The following is a 17,539-nucleotide window of genomic DNA, read 5'->3' as shown; positions in this document are numbered from 1 at the left end:
CGCGCGGGACGACGGCCGCCCGCTGGCCAGCCTGCAGGCCGCAGGCGACACGGGGCTGTTCACCGGGCGCCTCTCGGAGGCCGTCGCCTACGTCTTGCACATCGACTGGCATGGCGTGGTGCAGGAGACCGAGGACACCTACAGCTTTGGCCTGATGCTCGGCGAGCTGGACCTGCACCTGTTCGCCGAGGGCGCGCACTGGAAGCTGGCTGAACGCTTCGGCGCCCAGCTCACGCGCATGGACGAGGTGGAGGGCGTCGCCTTCTCCGTCTGGGCGCCAAATGCGCGCCGGGTCTCCGTCATCGGCGGCTTCAATCTATGGGACGGGCGACGGCACCCCATGCGCCTGAGGGTCGAAGCCGGTGTGTGGGAGCTGTTCGTGCCGCGGCTGCAGCCCGGCGAGCTCTACAAGTTCGAGGTGGTGGGCGCGGACGGTTCCACCACCCAGCGCGCCGACCCCCTGGCCCGCGCCGCGGAGGTCCCGCCCGCCACGGCTTCCATCGTGGCTGCGCCCATGACCCACGCCTGGGGGGATGCGGACTGGATGGCCGGGCGCGCCGCGCGCCAAGCGGCCGATGCCCCGGTCAGCATCTACGAGGTGCATGCCGCCTCCTGGCTCCGGCCGGACGGGAACCCGGAGGGCGTGCTTGACTGGGACGGCCTGGCCCGGCGCCTGATCCCCTACGCCGTCGACCTCGGCTTCACCCATCTGGAGCTGATGCCGATCATGGAGCACCCGTTTGGGGGCTCGTGGGGCTATCAGCCGCTCGGCCAGTTCGCGCCTAGCTCCCGCTTCGGACCGGCGGAGGGGTTCGCCCGCTTCGTGGACGCCTGCCATGCGGCCAAGCTCGGCGTGATCCTGGACTGGGTGCCCGCGCACTTTCCAACGGACATCCACGGCCTGGCGCACTTTGACGGCACGCCCCTGTATGAGCATGCCGACCCGCGGGAAGGCTTCCACCAGGACTGGAACACCCTGATCTACAATCTCGGCCGGCGCGAGGTGCAGGGCTTCCTGATCTCGAGCGCCTTGTGGTGGCTCAACACCTTCCACGTGGATGGCCTGCGCGTGGATGCGGTCGCCTCAATGCTCTACCGCGACTACAGCCGCAAGGCCGGCGAGTGGACGCCCAACATCCACGGCGGCCGCGAGAACCTGGAGTCGGTCGACTTCCTGAAACGCCTGAACAGCATCGTGGCGGAGTATGCGCCGGGCGCCATCACGCTGGCCGAGGAGTCCACCGCCTGGCCCGGCGTCACCGCGCCCGTGGCGGAGGGTGGCCTCGGCTTCGACTACAAGTGGAACATGGGGTGGATGCACGACACCCTCCACTACATGGAGCAGGACCCGATCCATCGGTCCTGGTCGCACAACGAGCTGACCTTCGGGCTGGTCTACGCCTTCTCCGAGACGTTCGTGCTGCCCCTGTCCCACGACGAGGTGGTGCACGGGAAGGGCTCGCTGATCGGCAAGATGCCGGGCGACACCTGGCGAAAGCTCGCCAATCTCCGGGCCTATTTCGGCTTCATGTGGACCCATCCCGGCAAGAAGCTGCTGTTCATGGGCGGCGAACTCGGCCAGTGGCGCGAGTGGAACCACGACGCGGAGCTGGACTGGAGCCTGCTGGACGATCCCGCCCATGCGGGACTGCAGCGCTTGGTACGCGACCTGAACCGTCTCTACGCGGCCGAGCCAGCCCTGCACGCCACGGACGCCGATCCGGCTGGCTTCCAGTGGCTGGTCGGCGACGACGCGGCCAACAGCGTCTTCGTTTTCCTGCGGAAGGCTGTAGGTTCGCCTCCGCTTCTCTGCGTCATGAACGGCACGCCCGTGCCCCGCTACGGCTATCGCGTCGGTGTTCCTCTGGAGGGGCGCTGGCGCGAGGTGCTGAACACGGACGCCGAGACCTACGGCGGCGGGAACATCGGCTCGGGCGGCGGGGTTGAAGCTGCTCGCCATGGGATGCACGGCCAGCCAGCCTCGCTGGAGCTGGTGCTGCCCCCCTTGGCCATGGTGGTCCTGAAACCTGACCTGACTTGAAGCCGGGGGTGTACGTTTGAGCTATCTGCCGGAGCGGCTGGACGCCGGCTCGCCTTATCCCCTTGGCGCCAGCTTCGACGGGCTGGGGGTCAACTTCGCCGTCTACTCCGCCAACGCCGAGAAGATGGAGCTGTGCGTCTACGATGCCGACGGCGTCCAGGAGACCGCCCGCTTTGAGATGCCGGAGTGCACCGACGAGGTCTGGCACGGCTATCTGCCCCACGCCCGCCCCGGCACGGTCTACGGATACCGCGCCTATGGCCCCTACGAACCGGAGGCGGGCCACCGCTTCAACCCGAACAAGCTGCTGCTCGACCCCTACGCCAAGGGCGTCCGGGGCGAGCTGAACTGGTCCAATTCGCTGTTCGGCTACGACGTGGAGAGCGGCGACGACACGACCTTCAGCACGCTCGATTCCGGCCCGGACATGATCAAGGCCACCGTCGTCTCCAGCCAGTACGATTGGGGCGACGACCGTCGGCCCAACACGCCCTGGGCCGACACGGTGATCTACGAGGCCCATGTCCGCGGCCTGACCAAGCTGATGGACGACGTACCGGAAGCCGAGCGCGGCGCCTTCCACGCCCTGTCCCACCCCAAGGTGATCGACCACCTCAAGCGCATCGGCGTCACCGCGGTGGAGCTGCTGCCTATCCACGGCTTCGTGCAGGACCACTTCCTGCAGGAGCGGGGGCTGTCCAACTATTGGGGCTATAACAGCCTGGCCTTCTTCAGTCCCGAGCGACGCTATCTGAGCAACGGCTCGGTGAAGGAGATGAAGCTGGCCATCCGCCGCCTGCACGCCGCCGGGCTCGAAGTGATCCTGGACGTGGTCTACAACCACACGGCCGAGGGCAGCGAGAAGGGGACGACCCTGTCGTTTCGCGGCCTGGACAACGCTAAATACTACCGGCTGCTGCCGGACCAGCCCCGCTACTGCATCAACGACACGGGGACGGGCAACACGGTCAACACCTCCACCACCCGCGTGCTGCAGATGATCGCTGACAGCCTGCGCTACTGGGCCGACGAGTTCCACGTGGACGGCTTCCGCTTCGACCTTGGCCTGACGCTGGGCCGCGAGCCGCACGGGTTCGACCGGGGCGCGGGTTTCTTCGACGTGCTGCGGACCGACCCCACCCTGCAACGGCTGAAGCTGATCACCGAGCCCTGGGACATCGGCCCAGGCGGCTATCAGCTCGGCCAGTTTCCGCCCGGCTTCTCGGAGTGGAACGACAAGTACCGCGACGGCGTGCGCAAGTACTGGCGCGGTGACGAGGGCATGCGGCCTGAGCTGGCCGCCCGCCTCTCGGGCTCGGGCGACCTGTTCGACCGCCGCGCACGCCGGCCCTGGGCCTCGCTCAACTACCTGGCCTCCCACGATGGCTACACGCTGAACGACGTCGTCTCCTATGAGCAGCGTCACAACGAGGCCAATGGCGAGGACAACAAGGACGGCCACGGCGAGAACTTCTCCTGCAACTGGGGCGTGGAGGGCCCGACCGACGATCCCGCCATCCAGGCCACGCGGGACAGGGTGCGCCGGTCGATGTTGATGAGCCTCTTCACCGCGCTCGGCACGCCGATGCTGCTGGCCGGCGACGAGTTCGGCCGCACCCAGCAGGGCAACAACAACGCCTATTGCCAGGACAACGAGATCAACTGGCTGGACTGGAAGCTGGCGGGGTCGGAGGCGGGAGAAGCGCTGATCGCCTTCACCGCGCGCCTGACGGCGCTTCGTAGGCAGTATCCGGTGCTGCACGCCCGCAGCTTCCTCTACGGCCAGGAGGAGGTCGCGCCCGGCGTGCTGGACGTCGATTGGTTCGACGAGCGCGGCGAACACCTGTCCTCGGAAGATTGGGACAACGCCCAGGGCCGCGCCCTGACCATGCGCCGGGCCAGCAAGTTGGAGGATGGCCACGTGGAGGTCATGACCCTGCTGATGAACGCCTCGGAGAACGCGATCACCTTCACCCTGCCCGAGCCCTCCAAGTTCAGCCGTCGCCTGCTGGTCGACAGCGCCGATCCCACCGCCCCGGAACGTGATCTGGACGGCGGAGCCGAGATCGAGGTTCAGAACCGGTCGGCCGTTCTTTTCGTAGGCGTGCTGGAGAGCGCGGAGCAGGCCGCCTGGTGAGCCGGTTCGCCGCCGACCTCGGCTTTGGCGCGACCTTGCTGGGGGAAGGTCGGGCTGGCTTCCGCGTCTGGGCGCCCAGCATGGACCAGGCCGAGCTGGAGATCGAAGGCCGCGGTCGCCTGCCGATGGCGCGGAGCGGGGAGGGGTGGTTCGAGGCCGAGACGGACTGTCAGGCCGGCGCCTGCTACCGCTACGTCTTCGGCGACCTGGCCGCGCCCGACCCCGCCTCTCGCGCCCAGGCCGACGACGTGCACGGCTTCAGCGTCGTGGTGGACCCGCACGCCTACGAATGGCGGACAGGCGACTGGCAGGGCCGGCCCTGGTGCGAGACCGTGCTCTACGAAGTGCACGCCGGCCTGCTCGGCGGCTTTTCAGGCGTCGCCGAGCGCCTGCCGGCGCTGAAGGCGCTGGGCGTCACGGCGGTGGAGCTGATGCCCATCGCCGACTTCCCAGGCCGGCGGAACTGGGGCTATGACGGCGTGCTGCCCTATGCGCCGGACGCGGCCTACGGCTCCCCTGATGAGCTGAAGGCGCTGGTGGACCGGGCGCACGAACTCGGCCTGATGATCTTCCTGGACGTGGTCTACAACCACTTCGGGCCGGACGGGGCCTATGTCCACGCTTATGCGCCGCAGATGTTCCGTAAGGACCTGCACACGCCCTGGGGCGGCGCCATCGACTTCCGCCGCCCGCAGGTGCGCGACTACTTCACCCGGAACGCCATCTACTGGATCAACGAGTATCGCTTCGACGGCCTGCGCTTCGACGCGGTGCACGCCATCAGCGAGCAGGACTGGCTGACCGAGATGGCGCAGGCCGTGCGCGCCGCCGCCGGCCCCGTGCGCCACGTCCACCTCGTGCTGGAGAACGAGCACAACGCCGCCAGCCACCTGCGCGGTCCCTTCGACGCCCAGTGGAACGACGACTTCCACAACGTCATGCACGTGCTGCTGACCGGCGAGACCGGGGCCTACTACCAGGACTTCGCCGACCGTCCGGCCGAGCGGCTTGCCCGCTGCCTGAGCCAGGGCTTCATCTACCAGGGCGAGCCGTCCCCTAACCACGACGGCGAGCCGCGCGGGGAGCCCAGCGACGATCTGCCCCCAACCGCCTTCGTCAGCTTCCTGCAGAACCACGACCAGGCCGGCAACCGCGCGATGGGCGAGCGCCTGATCGATCTCGCCGATCCCCAGGCCCTACGCGCCGCCACCGCCCTGATGCTGCTCTGCCCTCAGATCCCGCTGCTGTTCATGGGTGAGGAGACGGGCTCCCGCACGCCCTTCCTGTTCTTCACCGATTTCCATGACGAGTTGGCCGACGCCGTGCGCGAGGGGCGCCGCAAGGAGTTCGCCAAGTTTCCCGAGTTCTCCGACCCCGAGCGGCGCAAGCGCATCCCCGACCCGAACGCCTCCGCCACCTTTGAATGCTCGCGACCCAGACCGGGCGAAGACGCGGACACATGGCGGCGCTTCTACGCCGACCTGCTGGAGCTGCGGCGCACGCACGTCGTTCCGGGCCTCGATGGCGCCCGCTCGATCGGCGCCGAGGTGCTCGGCGAGAAGGCCGTCCTCGCCCGCTGGTCTCTGGCCGAAGGCGCGGTGCTGACGCTAGCGATCAACCTGGCGGACGTAGCCGTGCCCCTCAGCGGCCATCCGGCTGGTGCGCCGGTCTATGGCGCGGGCTCGCTGGCAGTCGACCGGCTCGACGCTCACGCTCTCGTCGCGTGGCTGGAGGCCAAGCCATGAGCGACGACGCCCTGGCGCGCCTGGCGCAAGAGGCCGGTTTGCTGGTGCGCTGGGAGGATGCCGGCGGCGCGCCCCGGACCGTCTCGCCCGACAGCCTTGGCGCCATCCTCTCGGCCATGGACCTGCCCTGCGCCGACAGCGCACAGATCGCCGACAGCCAAGAGCGGCTCAAGGCTGGCGCCGCCGCCTCCACCTTCCTCACGGCCTGGACCGGAGAGCGCGTCCATCTTGTCTCGTCCTCCGCCGCCAGGCCTCGCCTCATGTTGGAGGATGGCTCGGCTTCAGCTTTGGACGCCGTCTACGAGGGAGAGGGCTGGAGCCTCGATGCGCCCCTCGCGCCAGGCTACCACCGGATCGAGACTGGTGGGGGCGCCGTGACCCTCGCGGTCGCTCCCCGGCGCGGCTTCACCGTCGCGGACGCTGCGCCGGGACGGCACATCTGGGGCGTGGCCGCGCAGCTCTACAGCCTGCGAGGCCGCCGCAGCGAACCGTTCGGCGAGTTCGGCGCGCTGGCGGACCTGTGCCGCAGCATGGGCGGGCGGGGCGCTGATGCGCTGGCCATCAGCCCGGTGCACGCCCTGTTCGCCGCCGACCCGGCCCGCTTCGGGCCTTACGCGCCCTCCACGCGGCTGTTCCTGAACGTGCTGTTCGCCGATCCGTCGATCCTGTTCGCCGACACGCCAGCGGGGGCGCCGGGGGGTGAGCTCATCGACTGGCCGACTGCAGGCGCTGACAAGCTGGCGCGGCTGCGCTCCGTGTTCGCGCGCTTCCAAACGCAGGCTCCGCGCGATGACCGCTCCCGGCTGGAGGCGTTCCGCCGCGAAGGTGGCGAGGACCTGGAGCGGCACGCCCGCTTCGAGACGCTGCACGCGCACTTCCATGCGGAGACCGGCGCCCGGGGGTGGCAGGGCTGGCCCGAGGCCTTTCACGATCCTGCAGGCGCGGCCGTCGCCGAGTTCGCCGCGCGCAACGCGGCCGAGGTGGGCTTCCACGTCTTCCTGCAGTGGCTCGCCGACCTCAGCCTGGCGCGCGCCCAGGCGGCGGCCAAGGACGCCGGCATGGCGGTGGGCCTGATCGCCGATCTCGCCGTGGGCATGGACGCCGGCGGCAGCCATGCCTGGAGCCGGCCGGACGACCTGCTGCATGGCCTGAGCGTGGGCGCGCCGCCCGACCTGTTCCAGCCTGCGGGCCAGGACTGGGGCCTCGCCGCCTTCTCGCCGGCCGCGTTGCGGCGCAGCGGCTACCACGCCTTTCTCTCCACCCTGCGCGCAGCCATGCGGCATGCGGGAGGCGTGCGGATCGACCACGCCATGGGCCTGCGCCGGCTCTGGCTCACCCCGCAGGGCGCCAGACCCACCGAGGGCGCCTACCTGCAGTACCCGTTCGAGGACATGATGCGGCTGATCGCGCTGGAGTCCGCGCGTGCGCGGGCCATCGTGGTGGGCGAGGACCTCGGCACCGTGCCGCCCGGCTTCCGCGAAGAGACCACGTCGGCGGGCATGATGGGCATGCGCGTGCTGTGGTTCGAGCGGGATGCCCATGGCGGGTTCCAGCCGCCGCAGGCTTGGAGCCGGGACGCCATGGCCATGACCAGCACCCACGACCTGCCGACCGTCGCCGGCTGGTGGCGCGAGCGCGACATCGACTGGATGGCGCAGCTCGGCCGCAAGGCGAGCCAGGCCGGTCCGGCCGAGGAACGCGCCGCCCGTGAGGCCGACCGCGAGGCGCTGTGGCGCGCCTGCGCGGAGGCCGGAGCCGGCGAAGGCCTGCAGCCGCCGCCGAGCGGCGATCAGGCTGCTGTGGACGCGGCGGTAGACTACGTGGCGAGGAGCGCCTGCAGCCTGGCGATCGTTCCCCTTGAAGACATACTGGGCGAAGTGGAGCAGCCGAACCTGCCCGGCACGATTGACGAACATCCCAATTGGCGCGGTCGCCTCCCCGCCGACTCCGATATCCTGCTGCAGGAGCCCCGCGTCTCCGCGCGCCTGGAGCGGCTCGCGCACGAGCGGCCGGCGCCAGGGCGTCCTGGCCGGGAGCCGGCGTCTTGACCCCCCGCGCGACCTACCGCCTGCAGTTCCACAAGGGCTTCACCTTCGCCGATGCGGCGCCGCTCGCGCCCTATCTCGCCCGGCTGGGCGTCAGCCACGTCTACGCCTCTCCCATCGGCACGGCGCGGGCGGGCTCGACGCACGGCTATGACCAGGTCGACCCTACCCGCATCAACCCCGAACTCGGCGGCGAGGAGGGCTTCCTCGCCCTCGTGGCGGCGCTGAAGGCGCAAGGGCTGGGGGTGATACTGGACATTGTCCCCAACCACATGGCGGTGGGCCAGGCGGACAACCTCTGGTGGCTGGACGTGCTGGAGCATGGGGCGGACAGCCCTCACGCCCAGCTGTTCGACATCGACTGGATCCCCGCCGATCCCGCGCTCATGGGCAAGGTGCTGACCCCCTTCCTCGGCGCACCCTATGCGGAGGCCCTGGCCGCAGGTGACCTGAAGCTGAAGCGCGATCCAGCGACGGGGCGGTGCGCCGTCTGGGCCTATGACGCGCATTGCTTTCCCCTGCGGCCGGAAGACCAGCCGGCCGTCTCTTCCGACCGCGATTTCGCGACCCGCTTCTACGGCCGCGACCCGCAGGGGCGCGCCCGATTGCACGACCTGCTGGAACGCCAGCACTTTCGCCTGGCTTGGTGGCGCACGGCTGGCGACGAGATCAACTGGCGACGCTTCTTCGACATCACCGAACTCGCGGGCCTCAGGGTCGAACGCCCGGAGGTCTTCGACCTTGTCCACGCCCTGCCGCTTCGCCTGTATGCGGAGGGGCTGATCGACGGGGTGCGGGTGGATCACGTCGATGGCCTGGCGGACCCGGCGGCCTACTGCCGGCGACTGCGCAGCGCGCTCACCGAAGCTGGGGCGAAGCGCCCGCCGGGGGCGTCGGGTGGCCGGGCCTACTTCGTGGTGGAGAAGATCCTGGCGCAGGGCGAGCGGCTCTCGCCCGACTGGCTGACCGACGGGACCACGGGCTACGACTACATGAACGAGGCCGCCGCGCTGCTGCACGACGCCGATGGCGAGGCGGAGCTGACCCGTCTCTGGATCGAGGTCAGCGGGCGGTCGGGCGTGTTCGAGGACGAGGAGCGGCAGGCCCGGCTGGAGACCCTGCGGCGATCCTTCTCGGGCCAGCTGGAGGCTGCGGTGCGGGCGTTCCACCGGGTGGCGCGGTCAGACGTGGCTACGCGCGACCTGACCGCAGGCATGTTGCGGCGCGGCCTGACCGTGCTGCTGAGCGTCTTCCCGGTCTATCGCACCTACGCGACAGGCGAGGCGGCTCCGGCCAGCGATGGGCCGGTGCTGCAGCACGCCCTGGCGCGCGCCCAGGCCTTCGTCGCGCCCGGGGAGGGGCCGGTGCTGGACCGCATCGCCGCCTGGCTTTCAGGCGAGGGACCGGGTGACGGGGAGCTGCGGCGCGAGGCGGCCCGGCGTTTCCAGCAGCTGAGCGCTCCGGTTTCCGCGAAGGCCGTGGAGGACACCGCCTTCTACCGCTACGGCCGGCTGCTGTCGCGCGACGACGTGGGCTCCGATCCGGCGCGGCTGGCGGGAAGCGTCGAGCACATGCACGCCGCCAACCTCGAGCGGGCGGCGAGCTTTCCCCACGCCCTGCTCGCCACCGCCACCCATGATCACAAGCGCGGCGAAGATGTCCGTGCCCGTCTGGCGGTGCTGAGCGAGGCGCCGCAGCGTTGGGGCGCGGCTGTCCGGCGCTGGTCGGAGATGAACGCCGGCCTGGCGGCCGCCATCGATCCGCTGGACACCTATCCCCTGTACCAGACCCTGGTCGGCGCGTGGCCGCTCACCCTGGGGCCGGACGATGCGGCGGGCTTGGCGGCTTTCTGCGAGAGGGTCGGCGGGTGGTGGCGCAAGGCTCTGCGGGAAGCCAAGCTGCACTCCTCGTGGGCTGCGCCCGACGAGGCGTATGAGGCGGCGTGCCTCGCCTTCCTAAAGGCCGCGCTCGACCCGGCACTTTCCAGCGGGTTCCTGCTCGACCTCGTCGGCTTCGTCGACGACGTCGCGCCGGCAGGCGCCGTGAACGGCCTGGTGCAGGCCCTTCTCCGCTGCACCGCGCCCGGCGTGCCGGACCTGTATCAGGGGACGGAGGGCTGGGACCTCAGCCTGGTCGACCCCGACAATCGCCGGCAGGTGGACTATGCGGAGCGGCAGGCCGCGCTGGAGAGCGATAAGCCGTGGGCCGAGCTGCTGTCGAGCTGGCCGGATGGTCGGGTGAAGCAGAGGCTGATCGCGACCGCCTTGGGCCTGCGCCGTAGATGGCCGGAGGTGTTCGCGAAAGGCGATTACCGGCCAATCGACGTGCAGGGCGCCGAGACGCAGCGGGTGATCGCGTTCGCGCGACAATCCGGGCCTCGCGCCGTGATCGTGTTCGCGCCGCTTCACCTGCAGGGCGCGGTCGATCCTCGGACCCTGAAGCTCCTAGCCGGCGGGCTGGGGGGCGGCAGCCTGATCCTGCCGGCGGACCTTCAGCACACGTCGGCGCTGGAGAGCGTCTCCGGCAGGATGTTCGACCTGTCCTCGCCGATCAAACTGACGGACCTCTTCCACTCCGCCCCATTCGCCCTACTGGAGCTCAGCTGACCCGTACTGCGTGATGTCCTGATCTGGATCGGCCACGGCTGGCGGTTTCAGCCGGCGTCGCCCCTGAGCGAAGGGTATTGCTGCACCAGCTGGTCAAGCTTCTGGGTCATGCTCTCCCGAGCCCAGTCCAGCAGTTCGCCGCCATGGCGGGCGCGCTGGGTGGCTTCTTCGGTGCGGATCTGGCGGATCTGCACGCCGATCCGGCGGCGCGGGCCGGGCGGCAGCGACGCGACGCGCGCCGCCACCGCCGTGAGCTGCGCGTCCACGTCGTAGAAGCCCTGCGGCCCCGCCCCGAGATAGGCGCCTGTAGCGCCGGGTGCGGGATCGACGGCCTGCCGGCCGGGGAGGCCGGGCGAGCCCTGACCTTCTGGCGGCCCCTGGGAGGCCGGCATCGGCGCGCCGGCATCGCCGATCGGCTGGGCTGGCGCCGAGACGCTGGACATCAAGCCCATGGCCAGGACCATGGCGGAGGGTAGGAGAGTTCTCACGGGCCATCCTTCACAGTCTCGCTGCCGAAACGCAGCTCGCCGATGACGGATGCATCCCGCCGTCAAGCTCGTCGTCATCATGATGTGGCCCGGTCCAACCAGCCCGCCGCCCTCTGTTTCCAACAAAGCTGGCGCAGGCTAGGAGGACTGACGATCCGCCTGGAGTGTCGTCATGGCAGTTTCCGCTCGTCGCCCCACGCTCGCCCACCTGGGCGCTGGCCTGGCTGCGCTCCTGGCTGTCGGGCCCCCGGCCACGGGCCAGCCGGTGGTTGCGCCGACTGTGGCTGCAGCCTCCGGCGCCGCCGGCTACCTGTCGCCTGGGCATGTGCCGGATGTCGCGCCCGCGATCGGGCCGCCCCCGTCCGCGAACAGCGGAACGCAGTCAGGCGACGTCTCCACCTACCAGGCGACACGGGCGCTGCAGGGGGGTCCGCGCTGGGCCTTGGCGACACGGGACGCCGTCTACGGCGCCGACGCCATGCTGCAGGACTTCTCCTGCGCCCTGGGCGTGCGGCTCACATCCGCCAATGCGCCCGCCCTGCGGACCCTGCTGAGCCGCGTGGGGTTGGACGACGCCGCCGCCGCCGCCCGCGCCAAGAAGGTGTTCAGGCGACCGCGTCCCTTCGTCGATCACGACGGCCCCATCTGCGTAGCCAAGGACGAGGCGCTGGTGCGCAGCTACTCCTACCCATCGGGCCACTCGACCTTCTCCTGGACCGTGGGCCTGGCGCTCGCCGAGGTCGCCCCGGATCGGGCCGCGGAAATCCTCGGCCGGGCGCGCGCCTACGGCGAGAGCCGGGTGGTCTGCGGCGTCCATTACGAGAGCGACGTGCAGGCGGGCCGCGTCGCCGCATCCACGGTCTTCAGCGCCTTGCAGGCGGAGCCGGAGTTCCAGCGCGACCTGGCGATGGCGCGCAGCCAGCTCGCGGCGCTGCGCAGCGCCGGCGGGTCTGCGCCCGATGCCCAGGACTGTCGCGTCGAGGCCGACGCGGTGGCGCATCCGGTCTGGTGAGCGACGTCGTTAACCGCGCTTAAGGGCGGACAGGGCAGGGTTGCAGCCAGCCGCCCTGGAGTTCGTCCCGCCTGATGCGTTCGCGTCCCGCGATCAGCCTCGCCGTGTCCGCGAGCCTTGCGCTCGGGAGCGGCGCGACCGCGCCTGCAGCCTGGGCGGACGCAGCCGCGCAGCCTGCGCCGGAGACGCCGGGCGGCGTTTCGGTGAAGGTCGGCCAGGCCGACGCCTTCTCCCGCATCGAGTTCGACGGCGTGCAGCCGAGGTCGGCCCGGCGCGACGGCCAAGACCTGGTCCTGCAGTTCGGTCATGTCGCTGCGCCCAACCTCTCGCTGTTGCGGGTCGATCCGCCCCGCTACCTGAAGACGGCGTCCACCCGGGCGACGGCCGACGGGATGGAGCTGCGCCTCACCCTGGCGCAGGGAGTGCAGGCCAAGGTCGGACGCGCGGACGGCGGCGCGTACGTCAACCTGTCTCCAGGCGCGAGCCCTGCGGCCCCCGCTGACCAGACGCCGGACCGCAAGGTCGATCCTGTTCCAGCCTCGGGCGTGGTGAAGGCGCATGCGGAGCTGCAGCACGGGCTGCTGTCGCTCCGCTTCGACTGGCGCGCGCCCGTGGGGGCGGCGGTGTTCCGCCGGGGCGACGCGATCTGGGTGGTGTTCGACGCCCACGCCCGGCTCGACCTCGGCGAAGCGCCGGGCGGCCTTCCCCAGGCCCGCCGCATCGAGCCCGTCTCGGCGCCCAACGTCACCGCGCTGCGCATCCTGGCCCCGGTGGGCGTTGTGGCGAGCGCCACGGCCCAGGGGGCGTCGTGGACCATCGCGCTTGGCCCGGCGACCGGCGCGCCGCCCAGCCCCTTGAGCGTGAAGCCGGAGGCCGGAGGGCTGGCCGCCCAGCTCGCCGGCGCGACGGGCGTCTTCTGGCTCGACGATCCGGCGGTGGGCGACCGGCTGGCCGTGGTGACCGCGCTCGGTCCGGCCAAGGGCGTGCCGGCGCCGCGACGGCTGGTGGACGCGAACGTTCTGGCCTCGACACAGGGCCTTGCTCTCTTGCCATTGGCCTCGGACTTGACCGTGGTCAGCGACGGCGATGTGGTGCGCATCGGCCGGCCGAGCGGATTGCAGCTGTCGGTCGGCGTGCAGGCCCCCCTGGTCGTCTCCACGCCCCTGAGCCTGCCCCAGCCGACAGCGCTGCCGGCCTTGATCGACTTTGACGGCTGGTCGAAGACGGGGCAGGGTGGGTTCCTTGTGCGCTACGAGGCCCTGCTGCAAGGCGCCTCCGACGAAGGGATCCACGGCAAGGACGCACCGCTGCTGGCCCGCTTCGGCTTCGCCCGCTTCCTGGTCGGCTCGCAGATGGCGTTCGAGGCGATCGGCGTGCTCGACCTGCTGGCCAAGACCAATCCCCAGGTCACCGCCACGCCGGAGTTCCGGGGCCTGCGCGGCGCGGCGCGGGCCATGGCCGGCCGCTTTAAGGACGCCCAGGCCGACTTCTCCTCGCCCGCCCTGTCCAGCGACCCGTCCAGTGCGCTGTGGCGCGGCTACGTGGCGTCCAGGCTCGGCGACGCGGCCGGCGCGCGCCAGGCCTTCGTCGAAGGACGCGGCGTGCTGGACCGGTTCAGCCCCGAATGGCGCGAACGCTTCCTGCAGGCGCAGGGGGAGGCGGCGCTGACGGCGGGCGACCTGGGCGCCGCTCGCAACACGCTCCAGCTCGCCCAGGTCTTGAAGCCTCAGGGCGTGGAGGGCGACAGGCTTTCCCTCGACCTCGCCCGCCTGGCCGAGGCGGCCGGCCAGCCCGACGCCGCGCTTCCCCTGTTCGCCACCGCCGAGGCCAGTCCCTATGGCGGCGTGTCCGCACCGGCCCTGCTCTACGCCACCGAGCTGCAGCAGGCGCACGACCGGATCGCGCCGGCCGAGGCCGCGGCGGTGCTCGCCTCCATCCGTTTCCGCTGGCGCGGAGACGGCACCGAGCTGGAGGCCGCCCGCGCGCTCGGCCGGCTCTACATCGCCCAGGGCCGCTATCGCGACGCCCTGGAGGCGCTCCGCGCCTCTCAGACCGCCTCGGCCACACTGCCGGCGGCGGCCGGCGTGCAGGGCGATCTCGGCTCGGCCTTCCGCAGCCTGTTCCTGGACGGCGGCGCCGACGGGCTGCCGCCGATCCAGGCGCTGGCGCTGTTCTTCGACTTCAAGGACCTGACTCCGGTGGGCGCGGACGGCGACACCATGGTCCGCAAGCTGGCGCGGCGGCTGGTGGACGTGGACCTGCTCGACCAGGCCGCCGAGCTGCTGAAGTATCAGGCGGACAATCGGCTGGATGGCGTCGCGCGCGGCGAGGTGGACACCGACCTCGCCCTGATCCAAGTGATGAACCGCCAGCCCGAAGCCGCACTGGACGCCCTGAACGCCTCGCGCACCACGCTCCTGCCCACCGACCTGCAGTCGCGGCGCCGGGTGATTCAGTCCCGGGCGCTGAGCGCGCTCGGACGCTACGACGATGCGCTGGAGATCCTGGACGCAGACAAGTCGGCGGATGCCCAGGCCGCCCGCGCGGAGGCGCTCTGGCGCAGGCGGGACTGGCCCCGGGCCGGGAAGGCGATGGAGGTGGCGCTCGGCGACCGCTTCAAGTCGGCCGCCCCGCTCAGCGAGCTCGAACAGGCTGAACTCCTGCGCGCCGCCATCGCCTACAGCCTGGCGGGCGACGAGGCGGGGCTGGGCCGACTGCGGACGCGCTACGGCCAGCAGGCTGAGACCGCCAGGGACGCAGCGCTCCTCAAGGTGGCGTTGGCTGGACCTCAGTCCGGCTTCAGTGCGCCGGCCTACGGCGCTGCAGCGCCCGATGCGGATGCCTTCGCGACTTGGGTGTCGGCGATGAAGAGCCGCCTGATGGCCTCCGGGCTGGCGAAGGCTTGAGGACGTCGGCTTCCGCTGCAGCGCAGGCGCGTAAGCGGGCCTGGCTGACCGGAAGGCCCAAGCCGCTGGACCGCCAGGGCCAAACTCTGTCACCCTGGAATGCGGCGAAGACACTGAAGCGCCGCCATGCGATGGCGGGATCAGGCATGTGCACGAGCTTGTCGATGCGGAGCGCTACCGATGATCTTGTCCTAGTCCGCCGATGAGCATGGATCACGTCAGCGAGGTGATGAGCGGCCTCAGGCCGCTGTCGCGGCTCGACCGTCCGCTGGAGATGGTCCGGCAGTTCACGCCGAACTGGTTTGCGGCGACCATGGGGACGGGCGTGCTGGCGCTCATCCTGCCCCAGCTCCCCAGGGTCGGCGCCACTCTCCGCCCTCTGGGCGAGGGTCTGTGGTGGTTCGACGTGGCGCTCTTCCTGCTCTTCTCGGGGCTCTACGGCGCGCGATGGGTGCTGTTCGGCCATGAGGCCCGGCGCATCTTCGGCCACAGCGTGGTCTCGATGTTCATCGGCACGATCCCGATGGGGCTGGCCACGCTCCTCAACGGCGCACTCGCGTTCGCACTGCCGAGGTTTGGGGGCGCCGTCGTACCGGTGGTGGAGACGTTCTGGTGGCTGGACGTGGCGATGTCGGTGGCTTGCGGCGTCGGCATCCCCTACCTTATGTTCACCCGCCAGCAGCACAGCATCGACGAGATGACGGCGGTGTGGCTGCTGCCGGTGGTGGCGGCGGAAGTCGCTGCGGTGAGCGGCGGGCTCCTTGCCCCGCACCTGAGCGATCCGGCGACGCAGTTCATCGTCCTGACGACCAGCTATGCGCTGTGGGCCTACTCCGTCCCGGTGGCGTTCGGCATCCTGACCCTGCTCATCCTGCGCATGGCGCTGCACAAGCTCCCGCCCGCAAGCGTGGCGGCGTCGAGCTGGCTGGCGCTGGGTCCCATAGGCACAGGCGCGCTCGGCATGATGGTGCTCGGGGCGGACGCCCTGCCGATCTTCGCCGCGCACGACCTGTCCGGCGTGGGTATGATCGCCCAGGGGATGGGTGTCATCGCCGGCGTGCTGCTGTGGGGCTTCGGCTTGTGGTGGCTGTTCCTCGCCATGCTCATCACCATCCGCTACTTCCGGGCGGGCATCCCTTTCAACCTGGGCTGGTGGGGCTACACCTTCCCACTGGGCGTCTACACCGTGGCGACCCTGCGGCTAGGGACGACGCTTCACCTCGCCGTCTTCACCGCGGTCGGCGCCGTGCTCGCAGCGGCCCTGGCCGCCATGTGGGCGGTGGTCATGGCCCGAACCCTCCACGGCGGGTGGAGAGGCCATCTCTTCGTGTCGCCCTGCATCGCAAGCACCAACTAGCCTGAGGGTCGGACATAAAGCAGGTTTTTGGGCGCTCTCCGCGGTGCATGGATGGAGGAAGAGCCGGCTAGAACCGGTCAGATCCCCGCGACTATGCGCGTGAAATCCTGGCGCCGAAGCTGCCTAGGCCGCAGCCATGGCGTCTTTCTGGGCCCGCGACTTGCCCAAGAACCGCCTTGCGAAACGGACCAGGCGCGGGAAGAAGGTCGGGCGGATCAGGCGCGGATCGTAGGGGGCCAGACGGCGGTCGTTCTCGGCCAGGCACAGGTCCATCAGGCCCGGCACGTCGATGTCGGCCACCGCCTCCCCGCCCGATACGGTGAAGTTGGCTTCCTCCGCCGTGCCCACGTCCTTGGCCAAGCCCATGCGCTCCCAGGCCAGGAATATCCAGACCGCCATCACCTTCAGCTCGAACCAGGGCCGGCGCCATAGCGGCATGTTGCGCCGCATCCAGGCGACCCAGTTGACGAAGAACAGTATGTGGCGGGCCTCTTCATGAACAACCGGCTCGAAGGTTTCGACGAGTTCGGGCGGGAAGTAGCCGGAGCGTCGAGCCGCCTCAAACAGACCGAAGGCGAAGAAGCTGTCGATGCATTCCGAGAAGCCGGTGACCATGAAGGCCCACTCGATGTCGCGAGGAGGCTTGACGTCCTCCTCGGGCTTCAATGCGATGCCGTAGGCCTGGACGAGGTTGGATAGAACATGACGATGGCGAGCCTCCTCGAAGCCGTTCAGCTCCACCGCCCGGCGCAACAGAGGGTCGCACACCAGCTCGGCGTAAGCCCTCACCCGCAGGCTCGCCCGGTTCTCCGTCTGCACCGCAATGTCCCACACCGGGAGGCCGGTGACACGCGCCAGCGCCTCGGGCTCTAGCTCCGGCCAGTCGATCACCGCGGGCTTGTAAGGGTTGAAGGTGTCCAGCAGGGTCGTGCAGAACAGCGCCTTATGCGCCTCGCTGCCGAGCTTGATCTTTGCAGGGTAGGGCGGGATGGCCGGGCGTTCGGGGCCGTCGGCGAACTGGCCTGGAAATTCGGGCTTCATGGGGTCACTCCAGGAGGCGACGGTGACTCTAGCTTCAGCCCGGGGACAAAGACAAGGGCCGCCGGGACGTCATCCGGAGCTTCAAGAACCGATGTTCCCGCGACGTTCCACGGGCTGGTCGCAAGACCTTCTTTGCGCCATCGGCATGGTCCAGCCTTGCG

10 protein-coding genes are annotated in these 17,539 nt (G+C 70.3%); 8 read left to right on the top strand and 2 right to left on the bottom strand.

The window, feature by feature from the left end:
• From glgB to treY, 5 genes are all read left to right on the top strand, one after another.
• A partial coding sequence (gene glgB, locus HUV06_RS03690) for a 1,4-alpha-glucan branching protein GlgB (protein ID WP_174299918.1) occupies positions 1 to 2,041 on the top strand: 2,041 nt, incomplete at its 5' end.
• Between the two features lie 16 nt (positions 2,042 to 2,057).
• Positions 2,058 to 4,178: a glycogen debranching protein GlgX gene (gene glgX / locus HUV06_RS03685; protein WP_174299917.1), complete on the top strand. Its 2,121-nt coding sequence runs from the start codon at positions 2,058 to 2,060 to the stop codon at positions 4,176 to 4,178.
• Entirely contained in the window at positions 4,175 to 5,923 is a 1,749-nt protein-coding gene (gene treZ / locus HUV06_RS03680) for a malto-oligosyltrehalose trehalohydrolase (RefSeq protein ID WP_217433622.1), read from the top strand. Before glgX ends, treZ begins: the two co-directional genes overlap by 4 nt.
• The gene (gene malQ / locus HUV06_RS03675; RefSeq protein ID WP_174299916.1) at positions 5,920 to 7,971 is read left to right on the top strand and encodes a 4-alpha-glucanotransferase; all 2,052 of its coding nucleotides are present in this window, start codon (positions 5,920 to 5,922) and stop codon (positions 7,969 to 7,971) included. The genes treZ and malQ overlap by 4 nt, the downstream gene beginning before the upstream one ends.
• Complete coding sequence (gene treY / locus HUV06_RS03670; RefSeq protein ID WP_174299915.1) at positions 7,968 to 10,574, top strand: malto-oligosyltrehalose synthase; 2,607 nt, start codon at positions 7,968 to 7,970, stop codon at positions 10,572 to 10,574. Before malQ ends, treY begins: the two co-directional genes overlap by 4 nt.
• A gap of 47 nt (positions 10,575 to 10,621) precedes the next feature.
• Here the strand turns inward: treY and HUV06_RS03665 are convergent, their stop codons facing one another.
• Positions 10,622 to 11,062 (bottom strand): hypothetical protein, encoded by a 441-nt coding sequence (locus HUV06_RS03665; protein WP_174299914.1) that lies wholly within the window; start codon positions 11,060 to 11,062, stop codon positions 10,622 to 10,624.
• A gap of 172 nt (positions 11,063 to 11,234) precedes the next feature.
• Between HUV06_RS03665 and HUV06_RS03660 the strand changes: the two genes are divergently transcribed.
• The 3 genes from HUV06_RS03660 to HUV06_RS03650 all read left to right on the top strand — a co-directional run bounded on the left by HUV06_RS03660 (position 11,235) and on the right by HUV06_RS03650 (position 16,337).
• Complete coding sequence (locus tag HUV06_RS03660; RefSeq protein ID WP_174299913.1) at positions 11,235 to 12,074, top strand: phosphatase PAP2 family protein; 840 nt, start codon at positions 11,235 to 11,237, stop codon at positions 12,072 to 12,074.
• Positions 12,075 to 12,148: 74 nt separating this feature from the next.
• On the top strand, positions 12,149 to 14,980 hold the full coding sequence (locus HUV06_RS03655; protein ID WP_174299912.1) for a lipopolysaccharide assembly protein LapB: 2,832 nt from the start codon (positions 12,149 to 12,151) through the stop codon (positions 14,978 to 14,980).
• 202 nt (positions 14,981 to 15,182) lie between these two features.
• Positions 15,183 to 16,337: a TDT family transporter gene (locus tag HUV06_RS03650; RefSeq protein WP_217433621.1), complete on the top strand. Its 1,155-nt coding sequence runs from the start codon at positions 15,183 to 15,185 to the stop codon at positions 16,335 to 16,337.
• Positions 16,338 to 16,460: 123 nt separating this feature from the next.
• On the opposite strand, the gene HUV06_RS03645 is transcribed toward HUV06_RS03650, so the two are convergent.
• The gene (locus HUV06_RS03645) at positions 16,461 to 17,378 is read right to left on the bottom strand and encodes a hypothetical protein (protein ID WP_217433620.1); all 918 of its coding nucleotides are present in this window, start codon (positions 17,376 to 17,378) and stop codon (positions 16,461 to 16,463) included.
• Positions 17,379 to 17,539 lie beyond the last annotated feature (161 nt).

The sequence above is a fragment of the Caulobacter sp. S45 genome (genome assembly GCF_903642205.1).
Classification (GTDB): Bacteria; Pseudomonadota; Alphaproteobacteria; order Caulobacterales; family Caulobacteraceae; genus CAHJWH01.
This window is presented reverse-complemented; position numbering and strand designations above follow the sequence as displayed.